20 protein-coding genes are annotated in these 24304 nt (G+C 70.7%); 2 read left to right on the top strand and 18 right to left on the bottom strand.

Annotated features, from left to right (window positions below; genetic code table 11):
• Positions 1–109: 109 nt before the first annotated feature.
• The 11 genes from OG452_RS33710 to hsaA form a co-directional block, all read right to left on the bottom strand.
• Entirely contained in the window at positions 110–1555 is a 1446-nt protein-coding gene (locus tag OG452_RS33710; protein ID WP_327299336.1) for a lipase maturation factor family protein, read from the bottom strand.
• Between the two features lie 105 nt (positions 1556–1660).
• Complete coding sequence (gene cobM / locus OG452_RS33705) at positions 1661–2413, bottom strand: precorrin-4 C(11)-methyltransferase (RefSeq protein WP_327299335.1); 753 nt, start codon at positions 2411–2413, stop codon at positions 1661–1663.
• A complete protein-coding gene (gene cbiE / locus OG452_RS33700; protein WP_327299334.1) occupies positions 2410–3702 on the bottom strand; it encodes a precorrin-6y C5,15-methyltransferase (decarboxylating) subunit CbiE in 1293 nt (430 codons plus the stop codon). Before cbiE ends, cobM begins: the two co-directional genes overlap by 4 nt.
• Before the next feature lie 168 nt (positions 3703–3870).
• A complete protein-coding gene (locus tag OG452_RS33695) occupies positions 3871–4149 on the bottom strand; it encodes a DUF6332 family protein (RefSeq protein WP_327299333.1) in 279 nt (92 codons plus the stop codon).
• A 28-nt stretch (positions 4150–4177) separates the two neighbouring features.
• Positions 4178–6406 carry a LamG domain-containing protein gene (locus OG452_RS33690; RefSeq protein ID WP_327299332.1) on the bottom strand — a complete coding sequence of 743 codons (2229 nt, stop codon included), beginning with the start codon at positions 6404–6406 and terminating at the stop codon, positions 4178–4180.
• Positions 6407–6678: 272 nt separating this feature from the next.
• The gene (locus tag OG452_RS33685; protein ID WP_327299331.1) at positions 6679–9555 is read right to left on the bottom strand and encodes a PDZ domain-containing protein; all 2877 of its coding nucleotides are present in this window, start codon (positions 9553–9555) and stop codon (positions 6679–6681) included.
• Between the two features lie 277 nt (positions 9556–9832).
• On the bottom strand, positions 9833–11521 hold the full coding sequence (locus OG452_RS33680; protein ID WP_327299330.1) for an FAD-dependent oxidoreductase: 1689 nt from the start codon (positions 11519–11521) through the stop codon (positions 9833–9835).
• Between the two features lie 118 nt (positions 11522–11639).
• Complete coding sequence (locus OG452_RS33675; RefSeq protein WP_327299329.1) at positions 11640–12137, bottom strand: flavin reductase family protein; 498 nt, start codon at positions 12135–12137, stop codon at positions 11640–11642.
• Complete coding sequence (locus OG452_RS33670; protein WP_327299328.1) at positions 12125–13018, bottom strand: VOC family protein; 894 nt, start codon at positions 13016–13018, stop codon at positions 12125–12127. The genes OG452_RS33675 and OG452_RS33670 overlap by 13 nt, the downstream gene beginning before the upstream one ends.
• A 14-nt stretch (positions 13019–13032) precedes the next feature.
• Positions 13033–13893, bottom strand: coding sequence for a 4,5:9,10-diseco-3-hydroxy-5,9,17-trioxoandrosta-1(10),2-diene-4-oate hydrolase (gene hsaD / locus OG452_RS33665; protein ID WP_327299327.1), 861 nt, complete (start codon positions 13891–13893; stop codon positions 13033–13035).
• Positions 13890–15065, bottom strand: a complete 1176-nt coding sequence (gene hsaA / locus OG452_RS33660; protein WP_327299326.1) for a 3-hydroxy-9,10-secoandrosta-1,3,5(10)-triene-9,17-dione monooxygenase oxygenase subunit — start codon at positions 15063–15065, stop codon at positions 13890–13892. Before hsaA ends, hsaD begins: the two co-directional genes overlap by 4 nt.
• A gap of 109 nt (positions 15066–15174) precedes the next feature.
• Here hsaA and OG452_RS33655 point away from each other — a divergent pair, with 109 nt between their 5' ends.
• On the top strand, positions 15175–16038 hold the full coding sequence (locus tag OG452_RS33655) for an IclR family transcriptional regulator (protein WP_327299325.1): 864 nt from the start codon (positions 15175–15177) through the stop codon (positions 16036–16038).
• Between the two features lie 92 nt (positions 16039–16130).
• Here the strand turns inward: OG452_RS33655 and OG452_RS33650 are convergent, their stop codons facing one another.
• Genes OG452_RS33650 through OG452_RS33625 form a run of 6 tightly spaced genes read right to left on the bottom strand, consistent with a single transcriptional unit; the run spans position 16131 to position 21319 of the window.
• On the bottom strand, positions 16131–17198 hold the full coding sequence (locus tag OG452_RS33650; RefSeq protein WP_327299324.1) for a ferredoxin--NADP reductase: 1068 nt from the start codon (positions 17196–17198) through the stop codon (positions 16131–16133).
• The gene (locus OG452_RS33645; RefSeq protein ID WP_327299323.1) at positions 17191–17391 is read right to left on the bottom strand and encodes a ferredoxin; all 201 of its coding nucleotides are present in this window, start codon (positions 17389–17391) and stop codon (positions 17191–17193) included. Before OG452_RS33645 ends, OG452_RS33650 begins: the two co-directional genes overlap by 8 nt.
• 1 nt (position 17392) lies before the next feature.
• Complete coding sequence (locus OG452_RS33640; protein ID WP_327299322.1) at positions 17393–18529, bottom strand: Rieske 2Fe-2S domain-containing protein; 1137 nt, start codon at positions 18527–18529, stop codon at positions 17393–17395.
• A 55-nt stretch (positions 18530–18584) separates the two neighbouring features.
• Positions 18585–19607: a 4-hydroxy-2-oxovalerate aldolase gene (gene dmpG / locus OG452_RS33635; protein ID WP_327299321.1), complete on the bottom strand. Its 1023-nt coding sequence runs from the start codon at positions 19605–19607 to the stop codon at positions 18585–18587.
• A 10-nt stretch (positions 19608–19617) separates the two neighbouring features.
• Complete coding sequence (locus tag OG452_RS33630; RefSeq protein ID WP_327299870.1) at positions 19618–20529, bottom strand: acetaldehyde dehydrogenase (acetylating); 912 nt, start codon at positions 20527–20529, stop codon at positions 19618–19620.
• Positions 20530–20536: 7 nt separating this feature from the next.
• Complete coding sequence (locus tag OG452_RS33625) at positions 20537–21319, bottom strand: 2-keto-4-pentenoate hydratase (RefSeq protein ID WP_327299320.1); 783 nt, start codon at positions 21317–21319, stop codon at positions 20537–20539.
• 769 nt (positions 21320–22088) lie between these two features.
• Between OG452_RS33625 and OG452_RS33620 the strand changes: the two genes are divergently transcribed.
• Positions 22089–23057 (top strand): tyrosine-protein phosphatase, encoded by a 969-nt coding sequence (locus OG452_RS33620; protein WP_327299319.1) that lies wholly within the window; start codon positions 22089–22091, stop codon positions 23055–23057.
• Positions 23058–23099: 42 nt separating this feature from the next.
• On the opposite strand, the gene OG452_RS33615 is transcribed toward OG452_RS33620, so the two are convergent.
• Positions 23100–24266, bottom strand: a complete 1167-nt coding sequence (locus OG452_RS33615; RefSeq protein WP_327299318.1) for an acyl-CoA dehydrogenase family protein — start codon at positions 24264–24266, stop codon at positions 23100–23102.
• Between the last annotated feature and the right edge of the window lie 38 nt (positions 24267–24304).

Raw genomic sequence — 24304 nt, 5'->3', positions numbered from 1 at the left:
ATTCGCCCGGGGTGCCGCACTAACGCATACGCGTCCAATCGAAATTCCCCCTCAGAGATCCCGTGCCCCCCATGCTCTTGATCGCAACCGAGTGGCACGCCTGGCTCCTTCAGGTGCGCGGTACAGGTGGGACTGGTGGTGCAGGCGGTGTTGGCGGGAAGTAGAGACCCACCGGCTCCCGATGCCACCATGCCCCGCTCTCCCGCAGCTCCCGCCAGGTGGTGAACCGGTAGCGGAACAGCCGAGCCCGGATATGCGCCGGTGGTGCGTCCGGGAAAGGGTTGTGCCGCAGCAGCCGCAGCGTGTCACGGTCGTTCTCCAGCAGCCGCTCCATGAACGGTCCGAACCACGGAGCCGCGTGGGCCGGGGAGAGGGCCGCGAACCACATCAGCCAGTCCAGCCGCAGGTGGTACGGAGCGAACTGCCGGGAAAGCCGGCGTACGTCACCCGGTTTGCCCTTGAAGCCGTACTCCTGCCACCGGACAGCGTCGGTGAGCTCGGTCTCCGCGGTGCCCTCGACCACCACTTCGTACCTGACGCGGGTAATGGTGCCGAACGCCCCGTACGCGTTGACCAGGTGCAGCGGGTCGAAGGACGTGTTCATCAGCTGCCGCCGCGAGACCAGGTTGCGAGCCGGCCGGTAGCTCCGCAGGAGAACGAACACCGTCATCGCCGACACCAGCACCGCGAACCACAGCGGCCCCGCCGCGGCCCGCGGTGTGACCAGGTGTCCGGCGCCCAGGACGGACGCGTCGACGGCGGAAATCGCCAGGATGATCGTCAGCCAGTTCAGCCAGGCGAAATTACCCGAGAGCACCAGCCACAGCTGAGTGACCACGATCACCACCGCAGCCCAGGTCGCCACCGGTTGCGGGGTGAACAGCAGTACGGGCACGAGCAGTTGGGCCACGTGGTTGGCGCCGGTCTCGACCCGGTGGAGCGGCCTGGGCAGCCGGTGGAAGAACCAGCTGAGCGGCCCCGGCATCGGCTGCGTCTCGTGGTGGTAGCAGAGGCAGGTCAGATCGCGCCAGCAGCGGTCGCCGCGCATCTTGATCAGACCCGCGCCGAATTCCACCCGGAAGAGCACCCAGCGCAACAACCAGACCACCAGCACCGGCGGCGCGGTCCGGGCGTTGCCCAGGAAGACGGCCAGGGAGCCGGTCTCCAGCAGCAGCGATTCCCAGCCGAAGCCGTACCAGATCTGACCCACGTTCACGATCGACAGGTACATGACCCACAGCGCCGCCCACCACACCATCGCGGCCCACAGGGGTACGGCGTCGGCGGCGCCCGCCGCGACGGCCGCCGCAAGCAGCGCTCCCAGCCAGGCCCACCCGGCGAAGAAGCGGTCCGAGTAGTGGAGGTGGAAGACGCCCGGCGCGCGCCGGAAGGGCGCCCGTGCCAGAAACCGCGGTGCCGGCAGTAAGCCGTACTCCCCGGTCAGGGCCCGGAACTGCCGGGCCGCCGCCACGAACGCGATCAGGTAGACCACTGCCAGCGCCCGCTGGAAGACCAGCCGGCTCAGTGTGTACTCCGGTGCCCAGAACCACTCCACGCGACCATGCATAGCATCGCTCAGGCCCGCGCTCCGGCACCGCGCCGGTGTGCACGCGGGGCTGCTCGCACACCACAGTTGTGCTGACAGGGCCTCCGAACCGGATCACTGGCAGGAGTGGCGCTCCCGCTCCCGCGAGTAGAGGTGGCTGTCGCCGAACTGTTCGGCGGCGAGCGTGCGGCCGGCCATGATGACCGCCGTGCGCAGGATGCCCGCCTCCGCGACCTGTCCCGCGATGGTGTCGAGGGTGCCCCGCAGGACGACTTCGCCGGGCCGGCTGGCCAGCGCCACCACAGCGGCCGGGCAGTCGGCGCCGTAGTGCGGCAGCAGCTCCGCCACGACCCGCTCGGTGTGCTGCACTGCCAGGTGCAGCACCATCAGCGCGCCGCTGCGGCCGAGTGTGGCGAGATCCTCGCCGTCCGGCATCGCGGTGGCGCGCTGGGCGACGCGGGTGAGGATCACGGTCTGGCCCACGGTGGGGACCGTCAGTTCGCGCTTCAGCGCCGCGGCCGCCGCGGCGAAGGCGGGAACGCCGGGCACCACCTCGTAGTTCACCCCCGCCGCGTCGAGCCGGCGCATCTGCTCGGCCATCGCGCTGAAGACCGAGGGGTCCCCGGAGTGCAGGCGGGCCACATCCTGGCCCTCCTGGTCGGCGCGTATCAGCTCGGCGGTGATCTCATCGAGGTTGAGCTGCGCGGTGTCGGTCAGCCTGGCGTCCGCCGGGCATTCGGCCAGCAGCTCACGCGGTACCAGGCTGCCCGCGTAGAGGCAGACACCGCAGGACGCGAGCAGACGGGCGCCGCGCACCGTGATGAGGTCCGCGGCGCCGGGCCCGGCGCCGATGAAGTACACGGTCATCTGTCTTCTCCAGGATGGGGAGGGTACGGGTTCTTCTCGACGGCCCACTGCTTCTCAACGGCCCACTGGGTGACCGGCATGGCCTGCCGCCAGCCGGTGAAGCCTCCGACGGGCACGGCATGCGCGACGGCGAGGCGTACCAGGTCGCCGCCGTGTCTGCGGTAGCGGTCGGCGAGCAGCGCCTCGGACTCCAGCGTCACCGTGTTGGCGACGAGCCGCCCGCCGTCGGGCAGGGCGTCCCAGCACGCGTCCAGCAGGCCCGGGGCGGTCAGTCCTCCCCCGACGAACACCGCGTCCGGCGCGGGCAGTCCGGCCAGTGCGTCCGGGGCGGCGCCGGTGACGACGCGCAGCGCGGGGGCGCCGAGCCGGGCGGCGTTGCGGGCGATGCGCTCGGCCCGCACCGGGTCGCGCTCGACGGTGATGGCGCGGCAGGACGGGTGCGTGCGCATCCACTCGATGGCGATGGACCCGGAGCCGCCCCCGATGTCCCAGAGCAGTTCGCCGGGGGCGGGGGCGAGCGCGCCCAGGGTGGCGGCGCGCACATGGCGCTTGGTGAGCTGGCCGTCGTGTTCGTACGCTTCGTCGGGCAGCCCGGGGACGACTCCGGTCCGCAAGGTGCCGGGGGCGCGGCGGCAGTCGACCGCGATCACGTTCAGCGGGTCGCCGGGCGGATGCGGCCAAGTCGCGGCGGTGCCATCGGTGACGTTCTCCCGCTCGCCGCCGAGCTGTTCGAGCACCCGCATCCGGCTCGCTCCGAAGCCGTGACCGGTCAGGTGCGCCGCCACCTCGGCGGGTGTGGCGGCTCCCGCGCTGAGCACCAGGATCCGGCGGCGGTCGTGCAGCGCGGCGGCCAGCCGGGCGGTGGGCCGGCCGACGAGGGTGACGACCTCCGTGTCCTCGACCGGCCAGCCCAGCCGGGCGCACGCGTACGAGACGGACGAGGGATACGGCAGTACCCGGATCTCGCCCTCGCCCCCGCCGAGCACCTCGGTCAGCGTCCGCCCGATGCCGTAGAGCATGGGGTCGCCACTGGCCAGTACGGAGATACGGCGTCCGGCGTGTGCGGCGAGGATCCCCGGGACGGCGGGACGCAGCGGTGAGGGCCACTCGACCCGCTCACCCGGGCACAGCGGTGGGAGCAAGTCCAGTTGGCGGGCGCCGCCGATGAGGACCTGGGCGTTCAGCAGGGCCTGCTGTGACGCGGCGGGAAGTCCGTCCCAGCCGTCGGCTCCGATTCCGACGACGGTGACGGGCGCCGGGGCGGGGCGCGGGGACGGTGCGGGGGCCACAGCCGGATTCCTCACGGGTCGGATCGGATCGGTTTGGATCGGATCGGTCTGGATCAGGTCGGATCGGTACGGAGTCGCATTCTGGTCGCACGTCTGTGACATGCACAAATTCCCGGCGGTAGCGCCTGCGGGTACGCGGTGCCGCTGCACCGCGCCCCCGCCGGCGCCTCAGCGTCCCGCTGCGTCCGAACGTCCTGGGCCGTCCCCCGCACGGCGCCCGCGTTCGTAACTACGCAGCACATGGACCACGCGCACCACCGCGAGCAGTCCGGCGGCCCCGGCCCCGGTCAGCACCAGGGCCGTCGAGACACGGTGTGGCAGACTCCACACGGCGGCCGGGCCGGCGATCACGCCGAACACCAGAGCGCCGAGGAAGCCCGCGCTGACCAGGGCGTAGCCGATCTCCACGGTCCTGGCGTCACGGTCGGCCTGGTTCCCTCCGCTCATCAGCCGGCGTTCCTTCCCCGCGTGCTCATCAGCCGGTGCTCTTTCCCAGCGTGTAGTGGCCTGCGACCCGCGCGGCGCTGAGCACCCCGGGGTAGACGGCCGTCTCGTCCAGCTCCCCCTTGAAGAAGTCGCTGGCGGGCCGTGAGGGCCAGCCGGTCAGCGTGTCGCCGCCCACCCGCCAGTACCCGCTGGAACTCTCGCTCTTCGTCACGGTGTTGCTCGCCAGGAGGTGGCCGTCGACATAGAGGCACATACCGGTCGGGCCCTGCGTAGCGACGGCCTGGTGCCATTTGCCGTCGTTGTACGCCTTGGGGCTCACCAGCGTCTTGAATCCACTGCCGCTCACTCCGAAGACGAGCTTGCCCGCATTGGTCATGTACACCTGCTTGTCGTACTTCTTGCTGGCGGCTGTCGTGTTGTCGCCGAAGCCGATCAGCTTGCCGCCCGACGTGCTGGTCGTGCTGAACCAGGTCTCCAGGCTGTACTTGGCGGGTGCGGCGTACCGGCGGTCGCTGTATATCCACTGGTCGGTGCCGTTGAACCCGATCGCCGTGGACGGGCCGCCGACCGCTGCCGGGGTCCGGCGCAGCGAGGGGGCGTTGACGTCCACCCCGGAGCGGTTTCCGCTCGACATGTCCGCCACGAACGGCTGCGTGTGGTCGTCGTAGCGCCAGTACAGCGAGGCGCCGTCGCCGAGGACCGCCGCCGGGTAGCGCTCCTCCGCGGCCGTGGCGGTGGCGGTGGCGGTGACGGCCGCCGACTTGGCGCTGGTGTTGCCGGCCGCGTCGGATGCGGTGATCCGGTAGCTGTAGGTCTTGCCCTTGGTGACCGAGGTGTCCTTGACGGACACCTGGGGCCGGGCCCACATCAGCGAATCGGCCTGCACGGTCGCCATGGGCGTGCTGGACCCGTCGCGGTAGACCCTGTACGTCAGCTTCGAGTCGTCAGTGTCGAAGCTGGCTCGCCAGCTGACCTGCACCTCTCCCGGCTTGGTACTGACCGCGGCGCCCACCGGAACGGTCGGTGCGCCCTTGTCGCCGGTGGACGCGAACCGGGTGAGGCTCTGTGCCGCGCCACGGTTGACGGTGGTGAACTCGCCGCCGGACCAGAGGTACTGGGAGGTGCCGGCTGTCGCGATGGTCAGCGCGCGTGGCCCGATCCCCTCGCCGTTGCCGTCATTGGTGTCCGGGAACCAGCCGAGCTTGCCGGTACCCGTGGTGGGCTCCGCCAGGAAGTGGTGGCGCGGCCCATTGGGGAACTCGCCGACGCTGGAGCAGTCGTGGGCGTGCGAGGCGCTGTAGAGCACGCCCTTGTACGACTTCACGGACTGGGTGGCGCCCAGGCAGGTGTCGCGCCAGCGCTGGTTCAGACTGCCGGCGTCGAGGGCGATCCGGCCGTCGAACACACCGAAACCGGTGCCCTCGTTGCCGGTGTAGATCCCGGTGGTGTCCGTATCGAGAGTCTTGACCACCGAGTTGGTCTCGATGAAGCCCGGGTACGCCTTCGCCACCTTGCCCGTCCCGGCGTCCACCACCGCCAGGGCGTGCGACGTCGTTCCGTTGACCTTGAAGAAGTCGCCGCCGAGAACGGCGTCCTTGCCGTCCGGGGTCAGCGCGAGAGCGCGGCCCGGCTCGTCGGCGTTGGCGGTGAAGGGCAGAACGGCCCCGTCGGAGGCCTTGACCGCGGCGAAGCGCTGACGCTTCTGGCCGCTGACGGTGCCGAAGTCGCCCCCCGCGTACACCGTGTCCTTGGTCACGGTCAGCGCCCGCACGGTGGCGGCGAAGGCCGGCCGGAACGAGGTCCTGGCCTTGCAGGTGGCGATGTCGATGGCCGCCAGCGAGGACACCTGGGTTCCGTTGACCGCGCCGAAGTAACCGCCCGCGTAGAGCGTCTTCTTGTCGGGCGAGACCGCCAGGGCCCGCACGGTGGCGGTACCGCTGCCGACCGTGAAGGAGAGTGTGCAGCTGGTGGGCGCGCCGGTGGCGGCGTTGAAGGCGGCGAAGTTCACCGCGGACCGCTCCTTGCCGGAGGCGCCGGCCGGGGGCCGCAGCGCGGAGAACGTACCGCCTGCGAACACCACGCCGTTGCTCTGGGCGAGCGCCCAGACGATCCCGTTGGTCTGCCAGGTCGGCAGCGCGTCCGCCGTGAACGCCACCGGCGGCGTGATCGCGGACGCCCCGGGTGCCGCGATCACCCCCAGACCGGCGGTGGCGAACGACATGGCGAGAGCGACCGACAGCGTCCTTGATCTCTGCATGAACCCCCCAGAAGAAGAACCGGGCTCCGTCCGGAGAACGGCGGAACGTCCGGAATACGACGGATCGGGTACGAGCGAGCGGACCGCCCGTCCCAACCACCCCGGATCTCACCGTACTTGCCGGAAGACGGTTGTACCCGCCACTCCCCCTGGGTAGCCGGAACCGAGGACGCAGCTCCGCCGGCCGGACGTGTCACGGTCCGGCCGGCGGAGCGTGAATGCCCAGATTTGTACGGGCTTGTTCGGCCTTGTGCAGGGTGGAGCCCCGTATGTCAGCTCCGCACGGTGAAGCCGTCCACGATCATGTACTGCCCGCTCTTCATCGTTCCGCTGAGGGTGTGCACGCCGGCCGGGAGACCGCTGACCGAGTAGAGCTTCTGCTGGTACTGGCGGGAGCCGCTGGTGGCGTCGACGGTCTGCCGGTGGACCCCGTCGACGGCGATGTCGATCGTTCCCTCGTCCGCGTTCAGCTCGGTGAGGAAGTCCGCTCCGGTGCCGTTGAAGGTGAAGGTGAAGGAGTCACCGATGGCGGTGGTGGCGTCGATGTCGTTCTGGTACGAGTCCTGGCCGCCGGTCCTGGCGCCGCGCCAGCCCCAGCCGTTTCCGGTGTAGGTCACGCCCGCGGTGTTGTTGTACAGCTGCGGTTCGGTGGGCTTGACCAGGCTGACCGTGGTGGCGGCCTGCGCGCGCCAGACGCTCAGGGTGACGGTGCTCCCGGGGGCGAGGTTGTTGTAGACGGCCCAGAAGCTGGCGCGGTCCGTCACGCCGGTGCCGTTCACGGACCGGATCACGTCGAGGGGGCGCAGACCTTGTCCGTAGGCGTAGGAGGTGGCGGGGACGCTCTGGAGGTAGAGCCCGTTGAAGTCGCCCAGTCCGACGGCCGACTGGGTGGCCTTGTCGTAGACCTGGCGGGCGGTGGCGCCCATCAGCGGCTCGGGCTGGGTCTCGATCACCGTGTCCGGTTCGGGTGCGGCAGGCCAGCCGACCGCGGGGGGTGTGGCCTCGCCCGGCCTTCCGGTGCCGAACCGGTTCATCGGGAAGTCGACGAATCCCAGGGCCTTCGCGGGTGAGTCCGCGGCCGACGTGTAGTCCGTCATTCCGGGTGAGTCCCAGGGTGATCCCCCGGCGAAGCGGGGATCCGCGGTGACCGAGTGGGTGTCCAGACCGGCGGCGTTCCAGACGCCGGGCAGGGCAACCGGCCGGCCGTTGTCCCAGAACAGGTTGTTGTCGGCCGTGTACTGGGCGGCGGCGGGATCGCTGCCGGTGAGTGAGTAGGGCGAGTCCGCCAGGATGATGTTCCTGGTGATGGCGTCGCCGTTGTCGCGGTGCGAGATCTGCTCGTAGACTGATCCGCCCACCAGGATGTTGTTGGTGACCGTCCGCTTGAATCCGTCACGCAGTTTGATTCCGGCCCCGAGCAGCAGGTTGTTCCTGACGACGTAGTTGCTCGATCCGTCGTCCAGGTCGACGGCCCATTCGCTGTTGTGCCAGATCCGGTTGTCGCTGATCGTGATCGGCCGGACGACGTCGAGCAGCGAGTAGCTCTTCTGCAGGGCGTCGGACTCCGCGCTGGGGTTGATGCTGGGCCCGGCGATGGGCCAGTACCTGTCCCGGCCCCAGGCGTTGACCGGCCCGTGGTCCGACGTCTCCTTCACGCAGTCGAAGATGTCGTTGTACTGGATCAGGTGTCCGCCCCAGGTGCCGTCGTTGACGTTGACGCAGGACCGCGGGCTGCCGTGGATGGTGTTGTGGGCGACGGTGACGCGGCTGCTCATCGAGATGTTGACACCGGCGCTCTGCTTCTCGAACCGGCCCATGTCCGCCATGCTGTTGTAGCTGACGTCGATGTCGCGGGGGTAGTCCTCGGTCCTGGGGCCGGGGGTCAGGTCCGTGGGCGGGTCGACCATGTGCGTCCAGGTCGACGGGTTGCGGACGGCCTGGGTCGACCCCACCACCTGCACGTCACTCGCGCCGGATCCTGTGAAGGTGTTCCCGGTGACGGCGTCGTCCTTGTTGTAGCCGTCGATGAAGACGCCGTTGCCGCCGACCTGGGTGAAGGAGGAGCGGGAGACGGTGATGTTCCTGGCGTTCTTGATGTGGACGGCTCCGGCCCGCGCCACCGCCCAGTCGCCGAGTTGCAGCGGCTCGTACGGGGTGTCGAAGAGGGTCCGGTGGGAGGCGGTGTAGGTGAACCCGTCGAACGTGAGGTCATGGACGGGGCGGGAGGCGGACGTGCCCCCGACCCGGACGAGTTCGTCCAGTTCGGCGGTGTCCACCGGGGTCTTCGACAGATCGGTACCGGCCGGCGGGATCATGTAGAGCTTCCCGGCGTCCTGGTCGTAGAACCACTCGCCGGGCGCGTCGAGTTCCTCGAACACGCCCTCCGCCACGACGTGTGAGGTGTCCACATCGCCGCCGCGGTTGTTGTCTCCGACCCACTTGAGCTTGAGGCCCGAGTCGTCGCGCCCGGTGATCGTGTAGTCGTTGCCGCCCCAGTGGGAGGAGTGCAGCCCGCGGATGTCGCCGGTGGTCGGGTTCTCCCACTGCGCCGACCGGGCGTTGAGGGTGGCCATGGTGGTCGAGCCGTTGAGTACGGCGGTGGCCGGGTCGAAGTTCGGGTAGCGGGCGAGGACTTGCCGGGCTCCGCCCACGAACAACCCGTCGATCTTCCGGTGCGCCCCGATGTCCGCGACCTGGATCGCGCTGTTGTCCGGGTCGGTGGTCCACGCGGCCGACACCCTGCGGCCCCCGCTGAGCACGGCCCGCTCGCCTGGGTACGAGGAGTAGGTCACCGGGGCGGACGCGCTGCCCGAGTCCGCGGCGCCGAACTCCAGGGTGGCGGTGAGGTGGTAGGTACCACCGCGTACCCACACATGGACCGGGCGCCCTGCCCTGGACGCCTTTCTCGCGGAGATCTGCGCTGCCGCCAGGGTCAGCAGGGGCCTGCGGGTGGACTCCCCGGAGTTCCGGTCGCTGCCGGACGCCGACACGTAGATGTTCCTGCCCGCCGGGGCCCGGGCCGCGGCCGCGGTGCCCGCGGTGAGCGCGGGCACCATGCCCACGGTCAGGGCGGTGAGGACCGCCGCCATGGCGAGCCGCCGTTCAGGGGCGGCTCTGCCTCCTGGTGTGTCGTCCGGTCTGCGGTGCACGTCTGACTCCCTGACACGGTAGGGGCGGGCTCTGTCCAGCAGATTCGTCCAGTTCCTCTGCCGTAACGAGCTTTCATCGGATGTATCGATGAATTCAACGAACGGGCGGAACTCTGCTATCCGCTTCGGCCAGGTGTCAAGAGGTCCGACGGTGAGTCAACAGCCTGACTCGGCGGCCCAGTTATCCGATGTATAAGGCATCAGGTATCAGCAAGCATGCCGGAGGGGGCGGTCGTGTCGACCGCCCCCTCCGGTGTGGCATCCCGTACAGCGAAGGTCACTGCCGGGGCACGCCCTTGAGTTCCCGCGCGATGTCCCCCACGGCCGCCCAGCTGAATGCCATGGCGGGGCCGATCGTCGCCCCCGGGCCGGGATAGGTCTCGCCCATCACCGCCGCCGACACATTGCCCGAGGCGTACAGCCCCTCGATGACGGTGCCGTCCTCGCGCAGGACCCGCGCGGACCCGTCGGCCACCAGGCCGCCCTTGGTGCCGATGTCCCCCGGGTGGACGGGGATGGCGTAGTACGGCGCCTTGTCGAGCGGGGCGAGGTTGGGGTTGGGCAGCGTCGGGTCGCCGTAGTACCGGTCGTAGACGCTCTCGCCCCGCTGGAAGTCCTCATCACGGCCCGCCCGCGCGAAGCCGTTGAACCGCTCGACGGTGGCGCCCAGCCGCTCCGGCGCCGCGCCGATGAGGGCGGCCAGTCCGGACAGTGTCTGCGCCTTCTTGACGAAGCCGCTCGCGAGCCACTCCTTGGGGAAGGGCTGGCCCGGGAAGAGGCCCACGAAGATGTAGCGCGCCTTGGACCGGGCGTCGAGGATCAGCCAGGACGGCACCGCGGAGGCGTCCGGCCGGTGGTTGGCGTACATCTCGTCGACGAACTGGTGGTACGGCGCAGCCTCGTTGGCGTACCGCTCCCCCGCGCCGTTGACGATGATCATGCTGGGGATACCGCGGTCGGCGACGAGGAAGAACGGCTTCTCGTCCGGGCCCGGCGGTACGACGGACGGGGCGCCCCACATCTTGTCGAGCAGGTCCGTCGCGGCGCCGGCCTCGACGCCGAGCCGCAGCGCGTCGCCGGTCTGCCCGTCCGATGACGAGGTCCAGGCCGTCGAGGTGGGCGCGGGCAGGTACTTCTCGCGCAGCTGCTGGTCGTGCGAGAAGCCGCCGGAGGCCAGGACGACGCCGCCGTGCGCCTGGATGGTGACGGGCGACCCGTCGCGCTCGGCTCGTACGCCGGCGATCCGGCCGTCCTCCTCCACCAGGCCGGTGAGCGGGGTGGAGAGCCACAGCTCGCCGCCGAGTGCGTCGAGCGACTGGCGCATACGGGCGATGAGGGCCTGGCCGAGAGCGATGGGTTTCGCACCCCTGGCCAGCGCCCCGACCGCCTGCATACCGACCTTCAGCGAGGCCTTCCGGCCCGCCCAGGTGCGGGCGACCATGTTGAGGTAGCGGAAGTCGTACGAGGTGATGGTGAGCCCGTACGTGGGCAGGCCGGACTTGCGCATGGTGGCGCGGCGGTCGGCCGGGAGCTTCTTGAAGTCGAAGACCAGCGGCTCGATGGAGCGGCCCTGCGGGTAGCCGCCGAGTGCCTCGGGGAAGTAGTCGGAGTAGCCGGGCGTGTAGGCGAACCGGACCGTGGTGCGGTCGTGGAACTCGCGGACCATGCGCGGGCCGTGCTCCAGATAGGCGTCCTTGCGTTCGGCGGGCACCCGGTCGCCGACGGTCGCGTCGAGGTAGGCGCGCGCCTTGGCCGGGGTGTCACCGAGGCCGGCGGCGTCCAGATGGAAGTTGCCCGGTACCCAGATCGCGCCGCCCGACAGGGCGGTGGAGCCGCCGTACAGCTCCGTCTTCTCGATCACCAGGGCGGTCAGGCCGCGCAGCCGCGCGGTGATGGCTGCCGCGAGTCCGGCTGCGCCGGATCCGACGACGACCACGTCGTAACTGTGGTCCCAGCGGGTGTTCATGGGGCGGTCCTCTCCGGCCGGGCGCCGGTCGGCGCCCGGTAACGTTTCACGGCTGGGGTCGGCGGCGGCGCGGGGCGGCTGCCGGGCCTCCCCGCGCCGCCGCTGCGCACGCCGGGGTTCATCGGAAGTCGCCCGCGACGTAGGCGCTGCCGAAGTAGAGCAGCGGCGATCCGTCCGGCCTGGCGGCGAGGTCGAGTACCTCACCGGTGACGACGAGGTGGTCGCCCGCCTCCTGGACGTCGTGCAGCGCGCAGTCCACCGTGGCCAGGGCGCCGTCGATCCGTACGGTGCCGTGCTCCGACACCGTCCAGCCGACGCCGTCGAACTTGTCGCCCCCGCGCCCGCCGAGGGCGGCGCAGACCTCGCGCTGCTCCTCGGCGAGGACGCTGACGGTGAATCGCCCGGTGCGCGCGACGTGCGGCCAGCTGGTCGACGACTTGCCGACACAGAGCATGACCAGCGGCGGGTCGAGGGAGAGCGAGGCGAAGGACTGACAGGCGAGGCCCACCGGCCTGCCGTCGCCGTCGGCGGACGCGACGACCGTGATGCCGCTCGCGAACCGGCCGAGCACCTCCCGGAAGACGGCCGGGGAGATCTGCTCCGTCAGCCGTTCCACTTGTGGCCCCAGAAGCTGTCGGCTGTCATCTCCTTGGCGACCCAGGTGGTGTCGTCCACGAGGCGGCCCTCGGTGCCGTACTCGACCTGGAAGCCGCCGGGGGCCTGCGCGTAGAAGGACACCATCAGATCGTTGGTGTGGCGGCCGAGGGTGGAGGCGACGGGGATGTTGGCCTCGTGGATGCGGTCGAGCCCGCGGCCCACGTCGTCGAGTGTGGCCACCTCGACCATGAAGTGCACGATGCCGGGCTCCATCAGGCCCGGGAACAGGCCCAGGCTGTGGTGGCGGGGGTTGCACCCCATGAAGTGCATCCAGTGGTAGTCGCGGTCGGCGGCGCCGCCGGGCACGATCGCGGAGGGCAGCCGCATCGAGTCGCGCAGTGTGAAGCCGAACAGCCCTTCGTAGAAGTCGTACGCCTCCTCCATGTTCGGGGCGGGGAGCACCACATGGCCGAGGCCCAGGTCGCCGGTGACGAAGCGGTTGCCGTACGGGGTGACGGCCGGGGTGTGGTCCTGGGCCTGGCCCCAGAAGATCTCCAGCTGGTTGCCGGCCGGGTCCTGGCAGTGGAACATGCCCTGCACCCGCCGCTCGGCGAGCTCGTCGGGCTTGGCGTCCTCGACCTCGACCCCGACCGCCGTGAGTTCGGTACGGGCGGCCGCGAGGGCGGCGGCGTCGCGTACCTCCCAGCCGGCGGCGAGGAGCCGGTCGGTGGCGCCGCGCGTGACGGTGATGCGGTGCGAGCGGTCGTCGAGGCGCAGCCGCAGGGTGTCCTCGGTCGAGCCGGGCGCCTCGATCATGCCGAGGACGTCGAGCGTGAAGGCACGCCACTCATCGAACTTGGCGGTTTCCAGTCGCAGATAGCCCAGTGCGCGAATATCCATGAACCTGGTGCCTCTCAGTGCGTGAAGAAGTCGACGGCGAGCCGGTTGAACTCGTCGGCCTGTTCGGTCTGCGCCCAGTGGCCGCAGTGCGGGAAGACATGGAGCCGGGCGTCGGGGATCGCCTTGAGCGCCACCAGGGCCCCGTCGAGCGGGTTGGCCCGGTCCTCGCGGCCCCAGGTGAGCAGCACGGGGGCGGTGATGCGGTGGGCCTCGCGCCACAGCATGGTGTCCTGCTGCCAGGCCGGGTTGGCGAAGGAGGCGGCCATCCGCGCGCTGCCGAGCTTGGCGCCGGGGCCGATGGCCTGGGCCCAGCGCTCCTCGATCAGCTCGTCGGTGACGATGGCCGGGTCGTAGGCGAGTGTGGTGAGGAAGGTGCGCAGGTGTTCCTTGGTCGGCTCGGCGGCCGCGCTGAACTCGAAGAGCCGCTTGATGCCTTCGGTGGGGTCGGCGGCGAAGACGTTGAGGGAGATCCCGCCGGGGCCCATCAGCAGGAGCTTGTCCACCTTGTCCGGGTGGTTCAGCGCCATCCGCACGGAAGTGCCGCCGCCGAGCGAGTTGCCGATGAAGTGGGCCCGGGCGATGCCCAGTTCGTCCATCAGGGCGGCCACGGCGTCCGCGCTGTAGCTGAAGAAGTCCTTGTCGAGTTCGGGCTTGTCGGAGCCTCCGAAGCAGGGCTGGTCGACGAGGAGGGTACGGAAGTGCTCGGCGAAGACCGGCAGGTTGCCGCCGAAGTTGGACCAGCCGGACGCGCCGGGGCCACCGCCGTGCAGCATGATCACGACGGGTGCGCCGGGGCCCGCGGGTCCCGCCTCGTGGTAGTGGATGGTGAGTCCGCCGGCCTTGGCGGTACGCGAGGTGGAGGCGTGGTCGATCACAGCATCGTGTCCTGGGTGTCGAGGCCGAGGGCTCCGCGGCCGAAGAGGACGAGCGCGCGCTCGGGGTCGTTGGCGGCGTGACCGCGGGCGTTGTGGGCGTCGCGCCAGGCACGCTGGATCGCGTTGTCGCCGGTGCGCATGGCGCTGCCGCCGGCGTTCTCCATCAGCAGGTCGACGGCTGCGACCGCGCGCTCGGTGGCGAGCACCTGGTCGCGGCGGGTGCGGGTGCGCAGCGCGGTCGGGAACTCCTCACCCCGTTCGGCGTACTCGTACAGGTCCGAGATGTTCCGGATGAGCTGCAGCCAGGAGGCGTCGATGTCGCTGGCGGCGCGGGCGATGCGCACCTGCGCGAAGGGGTCCTCGGCGACCTGCTGCCCGTACGAGACACGGATGCGCTCACGGGTGGCGGCGACATAGCTGTCGTAGGCGCCTTCGGCGATGCCGATCACCGGGGTCGAGATGGTGGTGGTGAAGACCGAGGCGTACGGCAGCCGGTAGAGCGGCTCGGGGTTGTGCTCCTGCCCGGGCGACTGCAGGGCGGTGACCGGTCCGAAGCTGAGGGCTCGGTAGTCGGGGACGTAGGCGTCCTCGATGATGATGTCGTTGCTGCCGCTGCCGCGGAGTCCGACGGTGTCCCAGACGTCGTCGATGCGGTAGTCGGAGCGCGGCACCAGGAAGGTGCGCATGTCGACGGGCTTGCCGTCGGCGTCGTTGATGATGCCGCCGAGCAGCGCCCAGTCGGTGTGGTCGCAGCCGGATGAGAAGCGCCAGCGCCCGGAGATCCGGAAGCCGTCACCCTCGGCGGTGGGGGTGACCTTGCCGGTCGGGGCGTACGAGGAGCAGATGCGGACCCGGTTGTCCTGGCCCCACACCTCCTCCTGGGCGCGCTGGTCGTACAGCCCGACGTGCCAGGGGTGGACGCCGACGACGGAGGCGACCCAGCCGGTGGACCCGCAGGCCCTGGCGATCTCTCTGACGGCGCTGTAGAAGACTGCGGGGTGTGCGGCGAAGCCGCCGTAAGCCTTGGGCTGGAGAAGCCGGAAGAAGCCGGTATCGGCGAGTTCCTTGATGGAAGTGTCCGGCACGCGGCGCAGCGCCTCGGTCTCGGCGGCGCGCTCGCGCAGGGTCGGGGCAAGGGCCCGCACTGCGGCGAGAACCTCGTCGGCACTCATGCGCATCCCCTCTCGGTCGTCCTGGATGGGTGCGAGGAACCTACGCTTTTACTATTCCGAAACGAAATACCTTCTTCCCGCTGAGCGGGAACCGTGGAAGCCTCACGACATGGCAGAGCAGCCGCCCTCATTGTTGGAGAAGGCCGCGCTGGTACTGGGCGCGTTCGAAGGCCCGGCACCCCGGCTGACGCTGACCGAAGTGATCCACCGCTCGGGTCTTCCGCGCTCGTCGGTGCACCGCATACTCGATCAGCTCGTACGTCTGCGCTGGCTGGACCGGGAGGGCCGGGACTACCGGCTCGGGATGCGGATGCTGGAGCTGGGAGCCCTGGCCTCGCACCACAACCGGCTGCGCAGAGCGGCGCTGCCGCATCTGCACGCGCTGCACGAGTCGACCGGGCATGTGGCGCACCTCGCCGTGCTCGACGGGCCCGAGGTGGTGTATCTGGAGCGGATCGGCGGGGCCCAGGACGGGAGCGTGCCTTCACGGGTGGGCGGCCGGCAGCCGGCGTACTGCACGGGCACGGGCAAGGCGATCCTCGCGTTCAGCGAGGTCGCGCTCGTCGCCGAGGTCGTGCGGGCGGGGCTGCGGCCGCGCACGGCCCGCACGATCACCCGTCCTGTGGCGTTCCGCGAGGAGCTGCGGCGGATCGGGGAGCGGGGCGTGGCGTTCGATGTCGAGGAGGCGTTCCGGGGGGTGTCGTGCGTGGCGGCGCCGCTGCGGGGCTCGGGCCGCGCGATCGCGTCGGTGTCGATCTGCGGCAATGGCACGCACCGTGAGCTGGAGCGGCTGGCGCCGGTGGTGCTGGCCACGTCCCGCGCGGTGTGGCGCTCGCTCTTCGGCCCGGGGCGCGCCGAGGCCCGGACGCGGACATCCGCGGCCCCCGCTCCCGCCCCGGCGGTGGCCTCGCCCATCGATCCGGCGGAGATGGACAACATGATGTCGTGGATGCGGTTCGCCGACTGGATGTGAGGCGGGGTCCCCGGCGTATCAGGGGACCCCGGCGTACGGCTGGTCACGGGTCAGGAGTGGGGCCGGTCCGCAGGGGCGGACGGCGGGGCAGGTCAGGAGTAGCTGATACTGATCCGCTCGCTGGCCGGCAGCGCCTGGCAGGCCAGGATGTAGCCTTCCGCGCGGTCCTCGTCGTCCAGGACGTCGTCGTGGGCCACCGAGACCTCTCCTTCGATGACCCGGCAGGCGCAGGCGGCGCAGGCGCCTTCACGGCAGGAGTACGGGGCATCGACTCCTGCGGCGAGCAGGGCGTCGAGCAGCGGGGTGGTGGCGCCCCAGGCCACCCGGTGGGTCTCGCCGTCCAGCTCGACCACCGCCTCGGCGCCTTCACCCTCCGGCCCCGCGGGCTCCCCCGCGGGCTCCCCCGCGGGCCTGGCCGGGACCGTGCGGAAGACGTCCCCGCTGAGGGAGAAGAACCGTTCCCGGTGGATGGCGGCGGGGGCGGCCCCCGCCGCGCGCAGGGCGGCGTCCACCGCGTCCATGAAGGGCGCGGGCCCGCAGAGGTATGCGTGGTGGCCGGCGTAGGGGTCCAGGAGTCCGGTGAGCCGGTCCACGGTCGGCAGGCCGTCGAGCGTCTCCAGCCAGTGCAGGACGACAAGCCGCTGCGGATGGTCCCCGGCGAGGTTCCGGAGTTCGTCCCGGAAGATCACCGAGTTCGCGTCGCGGTTGGCGTACAGGAGCACGACGCGCCCCTGGCCCTGGGCCAGCGCCGCCTTGGCGAGTGAGATCACCGGGGTGACGCCGCTGCCCGCGGCCGCCAGCAGCAGATCGCCGTCCAGCGGACCCGAGCCGAAGGTGCCGGCCGGGGCCAGCACCTCCAGTTCGTCGCCCTCGCCGATGTGGTCGCAGAGCCAGTTGGAGCCGTGGCCCCCCGCCACCCGCTTCACCGTGATCTTCATCGGTTCGCCGGAGTGCGGGGAGCTGGCGAGGGAGTAGCACCGTGCGGCCACTCCCCCGTCCGGCCCCGGCAGTCTCAGCGTCAGGAACTGGCCCGGCCGGTAGGCGAGTGCGCCGTCTGCCGGGTCCAGTACAAAGGAGCGCGCGTCCGCCGTCTCGGCCACCACAGCGGTGACCCGGACCCGGTGCGTCCGGGCCCCCGGCACCTGGGGCAGCTCAGGCATCCGCCACCGCCAAACGCCCGGCGCCGACGGCCTCGTCGATGCTGTCGCGCAGGGCGGAGCAGGTGCGCATCGGATCCCGGTACTCGGCACAGACCTCCGCGGCGTCGGCCGTCCACTGCACGGAGGTGTGGGCCATGCTGAACTTCTCGCACAGGACCTGGTTGCCGCAGGCCGCGCACTCGACCGGTGTCATGTCAGCCCTCGCTCCGGTGCCGCGCCACGTTCTCGTCGACCTCGCGCTGCCAAGCCTCGGTGGCGCGGGCGGTGTCGATCTCGAACTCGAAGCGCTGTGTCATCTCGTCCTTGACGTCGGCTGCGTCCACATAGAACTGCGCGTACCAGCGGCGCAGTTGGTAGACCGGACCGTCCTCCTCCGAGAGGAGGGGGTTGTCGATGCGGGTCTTGTTCTTCCAGATGTGCACGTCCTGCTCGAAGCCGACGGCCAGCCCCTCCGATGTGAGCCGGGCCGCGTCCGCCGCCTGCTCGTCCGTCATACCGGGCAGCTTCTTGACGACCGCTCCGTACATCAGCATGAAGCTGTCGGAGTCGATCGGGTAGTGGCAGTTGATCAGCACGCTCTCCATCTCCACCTCCGCGCCGACGTCGCTCCACATGTAGTCGATCATGTAGGAGGGGCCGTGGTACGAGGCGTCGGAGCGGAGCACGCCCTCGGTGCTGAGGGTGCCGAGGTCGACGTCGCCGCGGGGCGAGCTCTCCATGTACTGGGTGGCGGTGTGCCCTTCGAAGACGTTCTTGAAGTACGTCGGGAAGCAGTAGTGGACGTAGAAGAAGTGCGCCATGTCGACGACGTTGTCCACGATCTCCCGGCAGTTGGAGTTCTCCACCCGCAGGGCCTTCCAGCTCCAGTCGCTCCACTCGTCACTGAAGGCCCCTTCGATCCGCGGGACGGTGACTCCGGGCGGCGGCGGGTTCCCCTCGGGGTCGTTCCACACGAAGAGCTGCTTGTTCTCCTCCACGGTGGTCCAGGCCCGGGTGCGGGCCCGGGGCGGCACCCGTCGCGCGTAGGGGATCCCCGCGCAGCGGCCGTTGCCGGACCAGCGCCAGTCGTGGAAGGGGCAGGCGACGGCGTCGCCCTTGACCGTGCCCTGGGCGAGGTTGCCGCCCATGTGCGGGCAGTAGGCGTTGAGGACGTGCAGGTCGCCGTCGTTTTCGCCCTGGAAGACCACGAGCCGGGTCCCGAACGCCTCGATCTCGTGCGGCTTCCCGTCCTTGAAGGAGTCGGCGAGGCCAATGCAGTGCCAGCCCCGCGCGAAGCGGGTGGGCGGCGCGGCCGCCTCGATCACGCGGACTTCTTCGCTTGCTGCGGTCATCATGTGCCTCCTTGGTGGTGGTGACGCGTCGGGGCGGGCTCCGTGGGGGGTGGGGTCAGCGGCCGGCCGAGAGTTCGAGCGCGATATCGATGAGCTGGTCCTCCTGGCCGCCGACGAGCCTGCGCTCGCCCGCGCGCAGCAGGATCTGGGCGCCGGACACTCCGTACCGCTCGGCCTGGCGGTAGGCGTGCTTGAGGAAGCTGGAGTAGACCCCCGCGTGCCCCATCAGCAGAGCGAGCCGGTCGAGCCGGCAATCGTCGTCCATCACGGGGCGTACGGCGTCCTCGGCCGCGTCGATGATCTTGAGTACGTCGATGCCGGTGCGGATGCCCATCTTGGCGCAGACGGCGACGAGCGCCTCCACGGCAGTGTTGCCGGCTCCGGCGCCGAGCCGCCGTGTCGAGCCGTCGATCTGGAGCGCTCCGGCCTGTATCGCGGCGATCGAGTTGCCGGTGCCGAGTGCGAGGTTCTCGTGGCCGTGGAAGCCGACCTGGGCGTCGTCGCCGAGTTCGGCGACGAGTGCGGCGACCCGGTCGGTCACGTCGTCCATGACCATGGCGCCGGCCGAGTCGACCACATACACGCACTGGCAGCCGGCGTCGGCCATGACGCGGCCCTGACTTGCCAGCACTTCGGGGGTGGTGGAGTGCGCCATCATCAGGAAGCCGACGGTCTCCAGGCCCATCTCGCGGGCCAGTCCGAAGTGCTGGACGGAGATGTCCGCCTCCGTGCAGTGCGTGGCGATGCGGCAGATGGCGGCGCCGTTGGCGTGGGCGGCGCGGATGTCGTCCTTGACGCCGAGCCCGGGAAGCATCAGGAAGGCGATGCGGGCCTGCTCCGCCGTCTCCACCGCGGTCTTGATCAGGTCCTGTTCGGGAGTGTTGGAGAAGCCGTAGTTGAAGGAGGAGCCGCCGAGTCCGTCGCCGTGTGTGACCTCGATGACCGGGACCCCGGCGCCGTCGAGTGCGGTGACGATCGACCGTACGTGCTCCACGGTGAACTGGTGGCGCATGGCGTGCGATCCGTCACGCAGGGAGGAGTCGGTGACGCGGATGTCGAGCGTGTCCGAGTAGGGCATTGGTTACTCCTCAGCGGCCGGGCGCGAGGAGCGCCTTGGCGAACTCCTCGCCGACCTTGGTGGCGGCGGCGGTCATGATGTCGAGGTTTCCGGCGTACGGCGGGAGGTAGTCGCCCGCGCCCTCCACCTCCAGGAAGACCGCGACGCGGGCCATGCCGCCGCTCTCCGGGGTGGGGTCGTCGAACTGCGGCTCGGAGCGCAGCCGGTAGCCCGGCACGTACGAGGCGACGTCCTCGGCCACCTGCTTGACGGAGAGGGCGATGGCGTCGCGGTCGGCGTCCTCGGGGATGGCGCAGAAGACGGTGTCCCGCATCATCACGGGCGGGTCGGCCGGGTTCAGGATGATGATGGCCTTGCCTCGGTCCGCGCCGCCGATGTCCTCGATGCCGCGGGCGGTGGTCCGGGTGAACTCGTCGATGTTGGCGCGGGTTCCCGGTCCTGCCGAAACGGAGGAGACGGACGCAACGATCTCGGCGTACCGGACGGGGACGATCCGCGAGACGGCGTACACCATGGGAATCGTGGCCTGACCGCCGCACGTGATCATGTTGACGTTCGGCTGGTCGAGATGGGCGAGCAGGTTCGCGGGCGGTACGACGGCCGGGCCGACGGCGGCCGGGGTGAGGTCGATGGCGCGGATGCCGAGTTCGGCGTAGCGCGGGGCGTTGGCCCGGTGCACGGCTGCCGAGGTCGCCTCGAAGACGAGGTCGGGCTTCTCGTCCCCGTCGAGCAGCGCTCCGACTCCGTCGGGGCTGGCCTCGATTCCGGCGGCGCGGGCGCGGGCGAGCCCTTCGCTGGCCGGATCGACGCCGATCATCCAGCGGGGTTCGATGTACGGGGACCGCTGGAGCTTGTAGAGCAGGTCGGTCCCGATGTTGCCGGAGCCGACGATGGCGGCGGTCGCCTTGGTCCTGTTGGTCATCATCACCTCAGATGAAGGAGAGCGAGACCGGGCCGAGCCCGGTGAAATCGGCTGTGTAGGTCTGGCCCGCCTCGACGTCGACGGCCCTGGTGCAGGACCCGGGCAGCACCAGATGGCCCTTCTTCAGCGGGACGCCGAAGCGGGCCACGGTGCGGGCCAGCCAGGCGACGGAGGCGGCGGGGTCGCCGAGTACGGCGTCGCTGCGGCCGGCGGCGATCTGTTCGGGGCCGCGGCGCAGCACGGCGTCAATGGCCTTGAGGTCCAGTTCGCGCGGGTCGCGGCCGTCGCCGGTGACGTATCCGGCGGACGAGGCGTTGTCGGCGACGGTGTCGGCGATGGAGATGCGCCAGTCGGCGATCCGGCTGTCGATCAGCTCGATGGCGGGGACGACGCGTTCGGTGGCGGCGAGTACGTCCGCCGTGGTGCAGCCCTCGCCGGGCAGGTCGTCGCCCAGGACGAAGCCGACCTCGACCTCGATCCGGGGCGCGCAGTACCGGTCCACGGGGACCGGCCGGTCATCCGACAACCGCATGTCGTCCAGGAGGTGGCCGTAGTCGGGTTCGTCGACGCCCACCATGCGCTGCATGACGGGCGAGGAGAGACCGACCTTGTGACCGTGCACGGCTGCCCCGCCGGCGACCCTGCGGCCGATGCCGAGCAGCTGGATCTCGTAGGCGTCCTCGGTGCCGATTCCCGGGAACAGCTCGGTCAGCGGGGCGATGGGCCGCCGGTCGCGCTCGGCCGCGCCGAGCGCGTCCGCGGCGGTCTGCCGTTCACTGGCCGTGAGCATGGGCGGTCCTCCGCAAGGGTGGTGGGACTGAAGGGTGGTGGGACGGGGGGGTAGTTCGACTCGGGGGTCGTGCAACACGAGTGATGCAACACGGTGGTGAAGCACGGGTGGGGCAACACGGTGGTGCGACACCGGTCGTGCCGCAGGTGGTGCAACACCGGTCGTGCCGCAGAGGTGGTGCAACACCGGTCGTGCCACACAGGTGGTGCAACACCGGTAGTGCCACACGGAAAGTGGGACTGCGCCGAGGCTAGGCCGCAGGCCCCGGCGCGGCCGAGCGGCTGCTCCCGCTCAGTGGGAAACCCGTGCGGTCCGGTCGGTGTCCCGGGGCGGCGGACGTCGCCGGGGCCGCTGGTGTTCCCGCAGGCCGCGGGCGTATGACGGCTCTGTGGGGGCTTCGGCCGTCGCGGCCGGGGCAGGGTCGCGGGCGCGCCGCGCGACAACCCCACCGGCAGCACCTCCCCCGTTGAGCGGATCCGCTGCTACCTTCCCGTCCAGCATCCGTCCACCGCACCGGACGGAGCAGCGGAGACGCCTGTTCACCCCCCTCCGGACTGACGTCGGCCACCGCTGCCCGAGCGGGACTTCACCGTTCACGGATGCGGCCCCCGGCCGCCGGAGCCATGGACGGCCCCGGGCGGCTCCGGAGGCCGCCGCCCACAACGGGGCGCGGCCCGGCCGCACTGCCCGACGCGGCCGGGGCCCGGCTCCGGTCTCCGGCCGGATCCCTCACACGTATCCCTGCCCACGCCCTCTGGGAGTTGTTCCGATGCGCCGTACCCGAAACCCGGACCGAAACCGGGCCATGACCCGCGTCGCCACCGTCGTGCTCAGCACGGCCCTGGTGCTCACCGGGTGTTCCCACCCGTCCCACACAGCCCACCCGTCGCACACCGCGCGCCCGGGATCCACCCAGGCCGCCGGAGCCGCGGCGCCGACGGCACCGGACGCCCGGCACATCGCGCTCAAGGGCGCGGTCAACGTCCGTGACCTGGGCGGATACTGGACCAGCGACGGCAAACAGCTGCGCTACGGGGCCGTGTTCCGCGGTGACGCACTCGGTAAGCTCACCCCGGCGGACCTCGCCGTGACAGCGAAGCTCGGTCTGAAGTCGGTCGTGGACTTCCGGCTCCCCGTCGAAGTCAGGACCGACGGCGCCGACCGGCTCCCCAAGGGGGCGGCCGCCATCACGCTGCCGATCGACGACACCGGACTCTACGAGCAGACGACGGCAGCCATCGGCAGCAAAGACCCGGCCGAGCAGCAGAAGGCGCTGGGCGACGGGAAGGGAGCGGAGACGATGCGGCGGATCTACCGCACGTTCGTCGCCGAGGCGGGGGCCCGCCAGCAGTTCGCCAAGGTGCTCCGGACCATCGCGGACGGCAGGGGGCTGCCGCTGCTCTACCACTGCACGTCCGGCAAGGACCGTACCGGGTGGATGAGTTACGTCCTGCTGCGCGCGGTAGGTGTGCCCGCCAGTACGGCCGAGGCGGACTATCTGCTCTCCAACGACATCCGCAGGACCGCCGACCTCAGGACCCGCGATGGTCTGAAGAAAGCGGGGATCATGCGGGACCCTCGGCTGATCGTTCCGCTGCAGGAGGTCCGCAAGGACTATCTCGGCGCCGCGCTCACCGAGGCGGACCACCGGTACGGCGGTTTCGACGCCTATCTCTCGAAGGGGCTCGGCCTGGATGCCGGGACGCTGCACAAGCTCCGTACGAGGCTGCTGAAGTAACGACCGCCCCGCCGGATCGCGGCGCCCGGCACCCCGTGCCGGTCAGGCCCTTGCTTCCTTCGGCAGGCCGAGGACCCGCTCCGCGATGATGTTGCGCTGGATCTCGTTCGAGCCGGCGTAGATCGTGTCGGCGCGGGAGAAGAGGAACAACCGCTGCCAGTCGTCGAGATCGTACGGTGCGCCATCCGCAAGCATCCCGTCGGCGCCGCAGACGTCCATCGCCACCTCACCGAGCTCCCGGTGCCAGGTCGCCCAGTAGATCTTGCCGATGGATGCCTCGGGCCCGGGAGCTCCGGCGGCCGCGCCGTCGAGCATCCGCAGCGCGTTGAACCGGATGATCTCCAGACCGGTCCAGGCCCGGGCGAGCCGGTCGCGGAGGAGGGGGTCGTCGGCGGCGCCGTTGCGGCGCGCCAGACCGATCAGCGCTTCCAGCTCACGCCGGAATCCGACCTGCTGGCCGAGGGTGGAGACGCCGCGCTCGAAGCCGAGGGTGGCCATGGCCACCTTCCAGCCGTCGCCGGGTTCGCCGACGACGTTGTCCGCGCCGGTGCGGGCCGCGTCGAAGAAGACCTCGTTGAATTCGCTGGTGCCGGTCAGCTGGGCGATGGGCCGGACCTCGACCCCCGGCTGGTCCATGGGCACCAGCAGATACGAGAGACCCTCGTGCCGCCGCTTACCCTGCCCGGTGCGGGCGACCAGGAAGCACCACTGGGACTCATGGGCCAGCGAGGTCCAGATCTTCTGCCCGGTGACCGACCAGCCGTCCGCGTCCCGCTCGGCGCGGGTACGGACGTTGGCCAGGTCCGAACCCGCATCGGGTTCGCTGTAACCCTGGCACCACAGCTCATCGACGGACCTGATCCCCGGAAGGAAGCGGGCCCGCTGTGCGTCCGTACCGAAGGCGATGAGGGTGGGGCCGAGCAGCTGTTCGCCGATGTGCCCCACCCGGGCGGGGGCGTCGGCCAGTGCGTACTCCTCGTGAAAGGCGACCTGTTCCTCCAGGGTCGCGCCGCGTCCGCCGAACTCCCGCGGCCAGCCGACGCAGGTCCAGCCCGCGGCGGCCATGTGCCGTTCCCAGGCGAGCCGTTCGGCGAACGCCTCGTGCTCCCGGCCGGGTCCGCCGCGGCCCTTGAGCGCGGCGAACTCTCCGGTGAGCCCGGACCGCAGCCATGTACGGAACTCCGAGCGGAACTTCTCGGTACTGCTCATGACACCTGCACCTGCCAAACGATCGCTGGGGAGAAGGG

Origin of the sequence: Streptomyces sp. NBC_01197, from assembly GCF_036010505.1 — a bacterium.
In the GTDB taxonomy this organism is placed as follows: domain Bacteria; phylum Actinomycetota; class Actinomycetes; order Streptomycetales; family Streptomycetaceae; genus Streptomyces.
This window is presented reverse-complemented; position numbering and strand designations above follow the sequence as displayed.

What these genes read in the sequence shown, in the direction of transcription:
- OG452_RS33655 (WP_327299325.1), top strand. Translation starts at nt 15,175, where the DNA reads ATGGCAGAGCAGCCGCCCTCATTGTTGGAGAAGGCCGCGCTGGTACTG.
- hsaA (WP_327299326.1), bottom strand. Translation starts at nt 15,065, where the DNA reads ATGAGTGCCGACGAGGTTCTCGCCGCAGTGCGGGCCCTTGCCCCGACC.
- OG452_RS33670 (WP_327299328.1), bottom strand. Translation starts at nt 13,018, where the DNA reads ATGGATATTCGCGCACTGGGCTATCTGCGACTGGAAACCGCCAAGTTC.
- OG452_RS33695 (WP_327299333.1), bottom strand. Translation starts at nt 4,149, where the DNA reads ATGAGCGGAGGGAACCAGGCCGACCGTGACGCCAGGACCGTGGAGATC.
- dmpG (WP_327299321.1), bottom strand. Translation starts at nt 19,607, where the DNA reads ATGCCCTACTCGGACACGCTCGACATCCGCGTCACCGACTCCTCCCTG.
- OG452_RS33680 (WP_327299330.1), bottom strand. Translation starts at nt 11,521, where the DNA reads ATGAACACCCGCTGGGACCACAGTTACGACGTGGTCGTCGTCGGATCC.
- cobM (WP_327299335.1), bottom strand. Translation starts at nt 2,413, where the DNA reads ATGACCGTGTACTTCATCGGCGCCGGGCCCGGCGCCGCGGACCTCATC.
- OG452_RS33620 (WP_327299319.1), top strand. Translation starts at nt 22,089, where the DNA reads ATGCGCCGTACCCGAAACCCGGACCGAAACCGGGCCATGACCCGCGTC.
- OG452_RS33690 (WP_327299332.1), bottom strand. Translation starts at nt 6,406, where the DNA reads ATGCAGAGATCAAGGACGCTGTCGGTCGCTCTCGCCATGTCGTTCGCC.
- OG452_RS33630 (WP_327299870.1), bottom strand. Translation starts at nt 20,529, where the DNA reads ATGACCAACAGGACCAAGGCGACCGCCGCCATCGTCGGCTCCGGCAAC.
- OG452_RS33650 (WP_327299324.1), bottom strand. Translation starts at nt 17,198, where the DNA reads ATGCCTGAGCTGCCCCAGGTGCCGGGGGCCCGGACGCACCGGGTCCGG.
- OG452_RS33625 (WP_327299320.1), bottom strand. Translation starts at nt 21,319, where the DNA reads ATGCTCACGGCCAGTGAACGGCAGACCGCCGCGGACGCGCTCGGCGCG.
- OG452_RS33615 (WP_327299318.1), bottom strand. Translation starts at nt 24,266, where the DNA reads ATGAGCAGTACCGAGAAGTTCCGCTCGGAGTTCCGTACATGGCTGCGG.
- OG452_RS33640 (WP_327299322.1), bottom strand. Translation starts at nt 18,529, where the DNA reads ATGACCGCAGCAAGCGAAGAAGTCCGCGTGATCGAGGCGGCCGCGCCG.
- OG452_RS33645 (WP_327299323.1), bottom strand. Translation starts at nt 17,391, where the DNA reads ATGACACCGGTCGAGTGCGCGGCCTGCGGCAACCAGGTCCTGTGCGAG.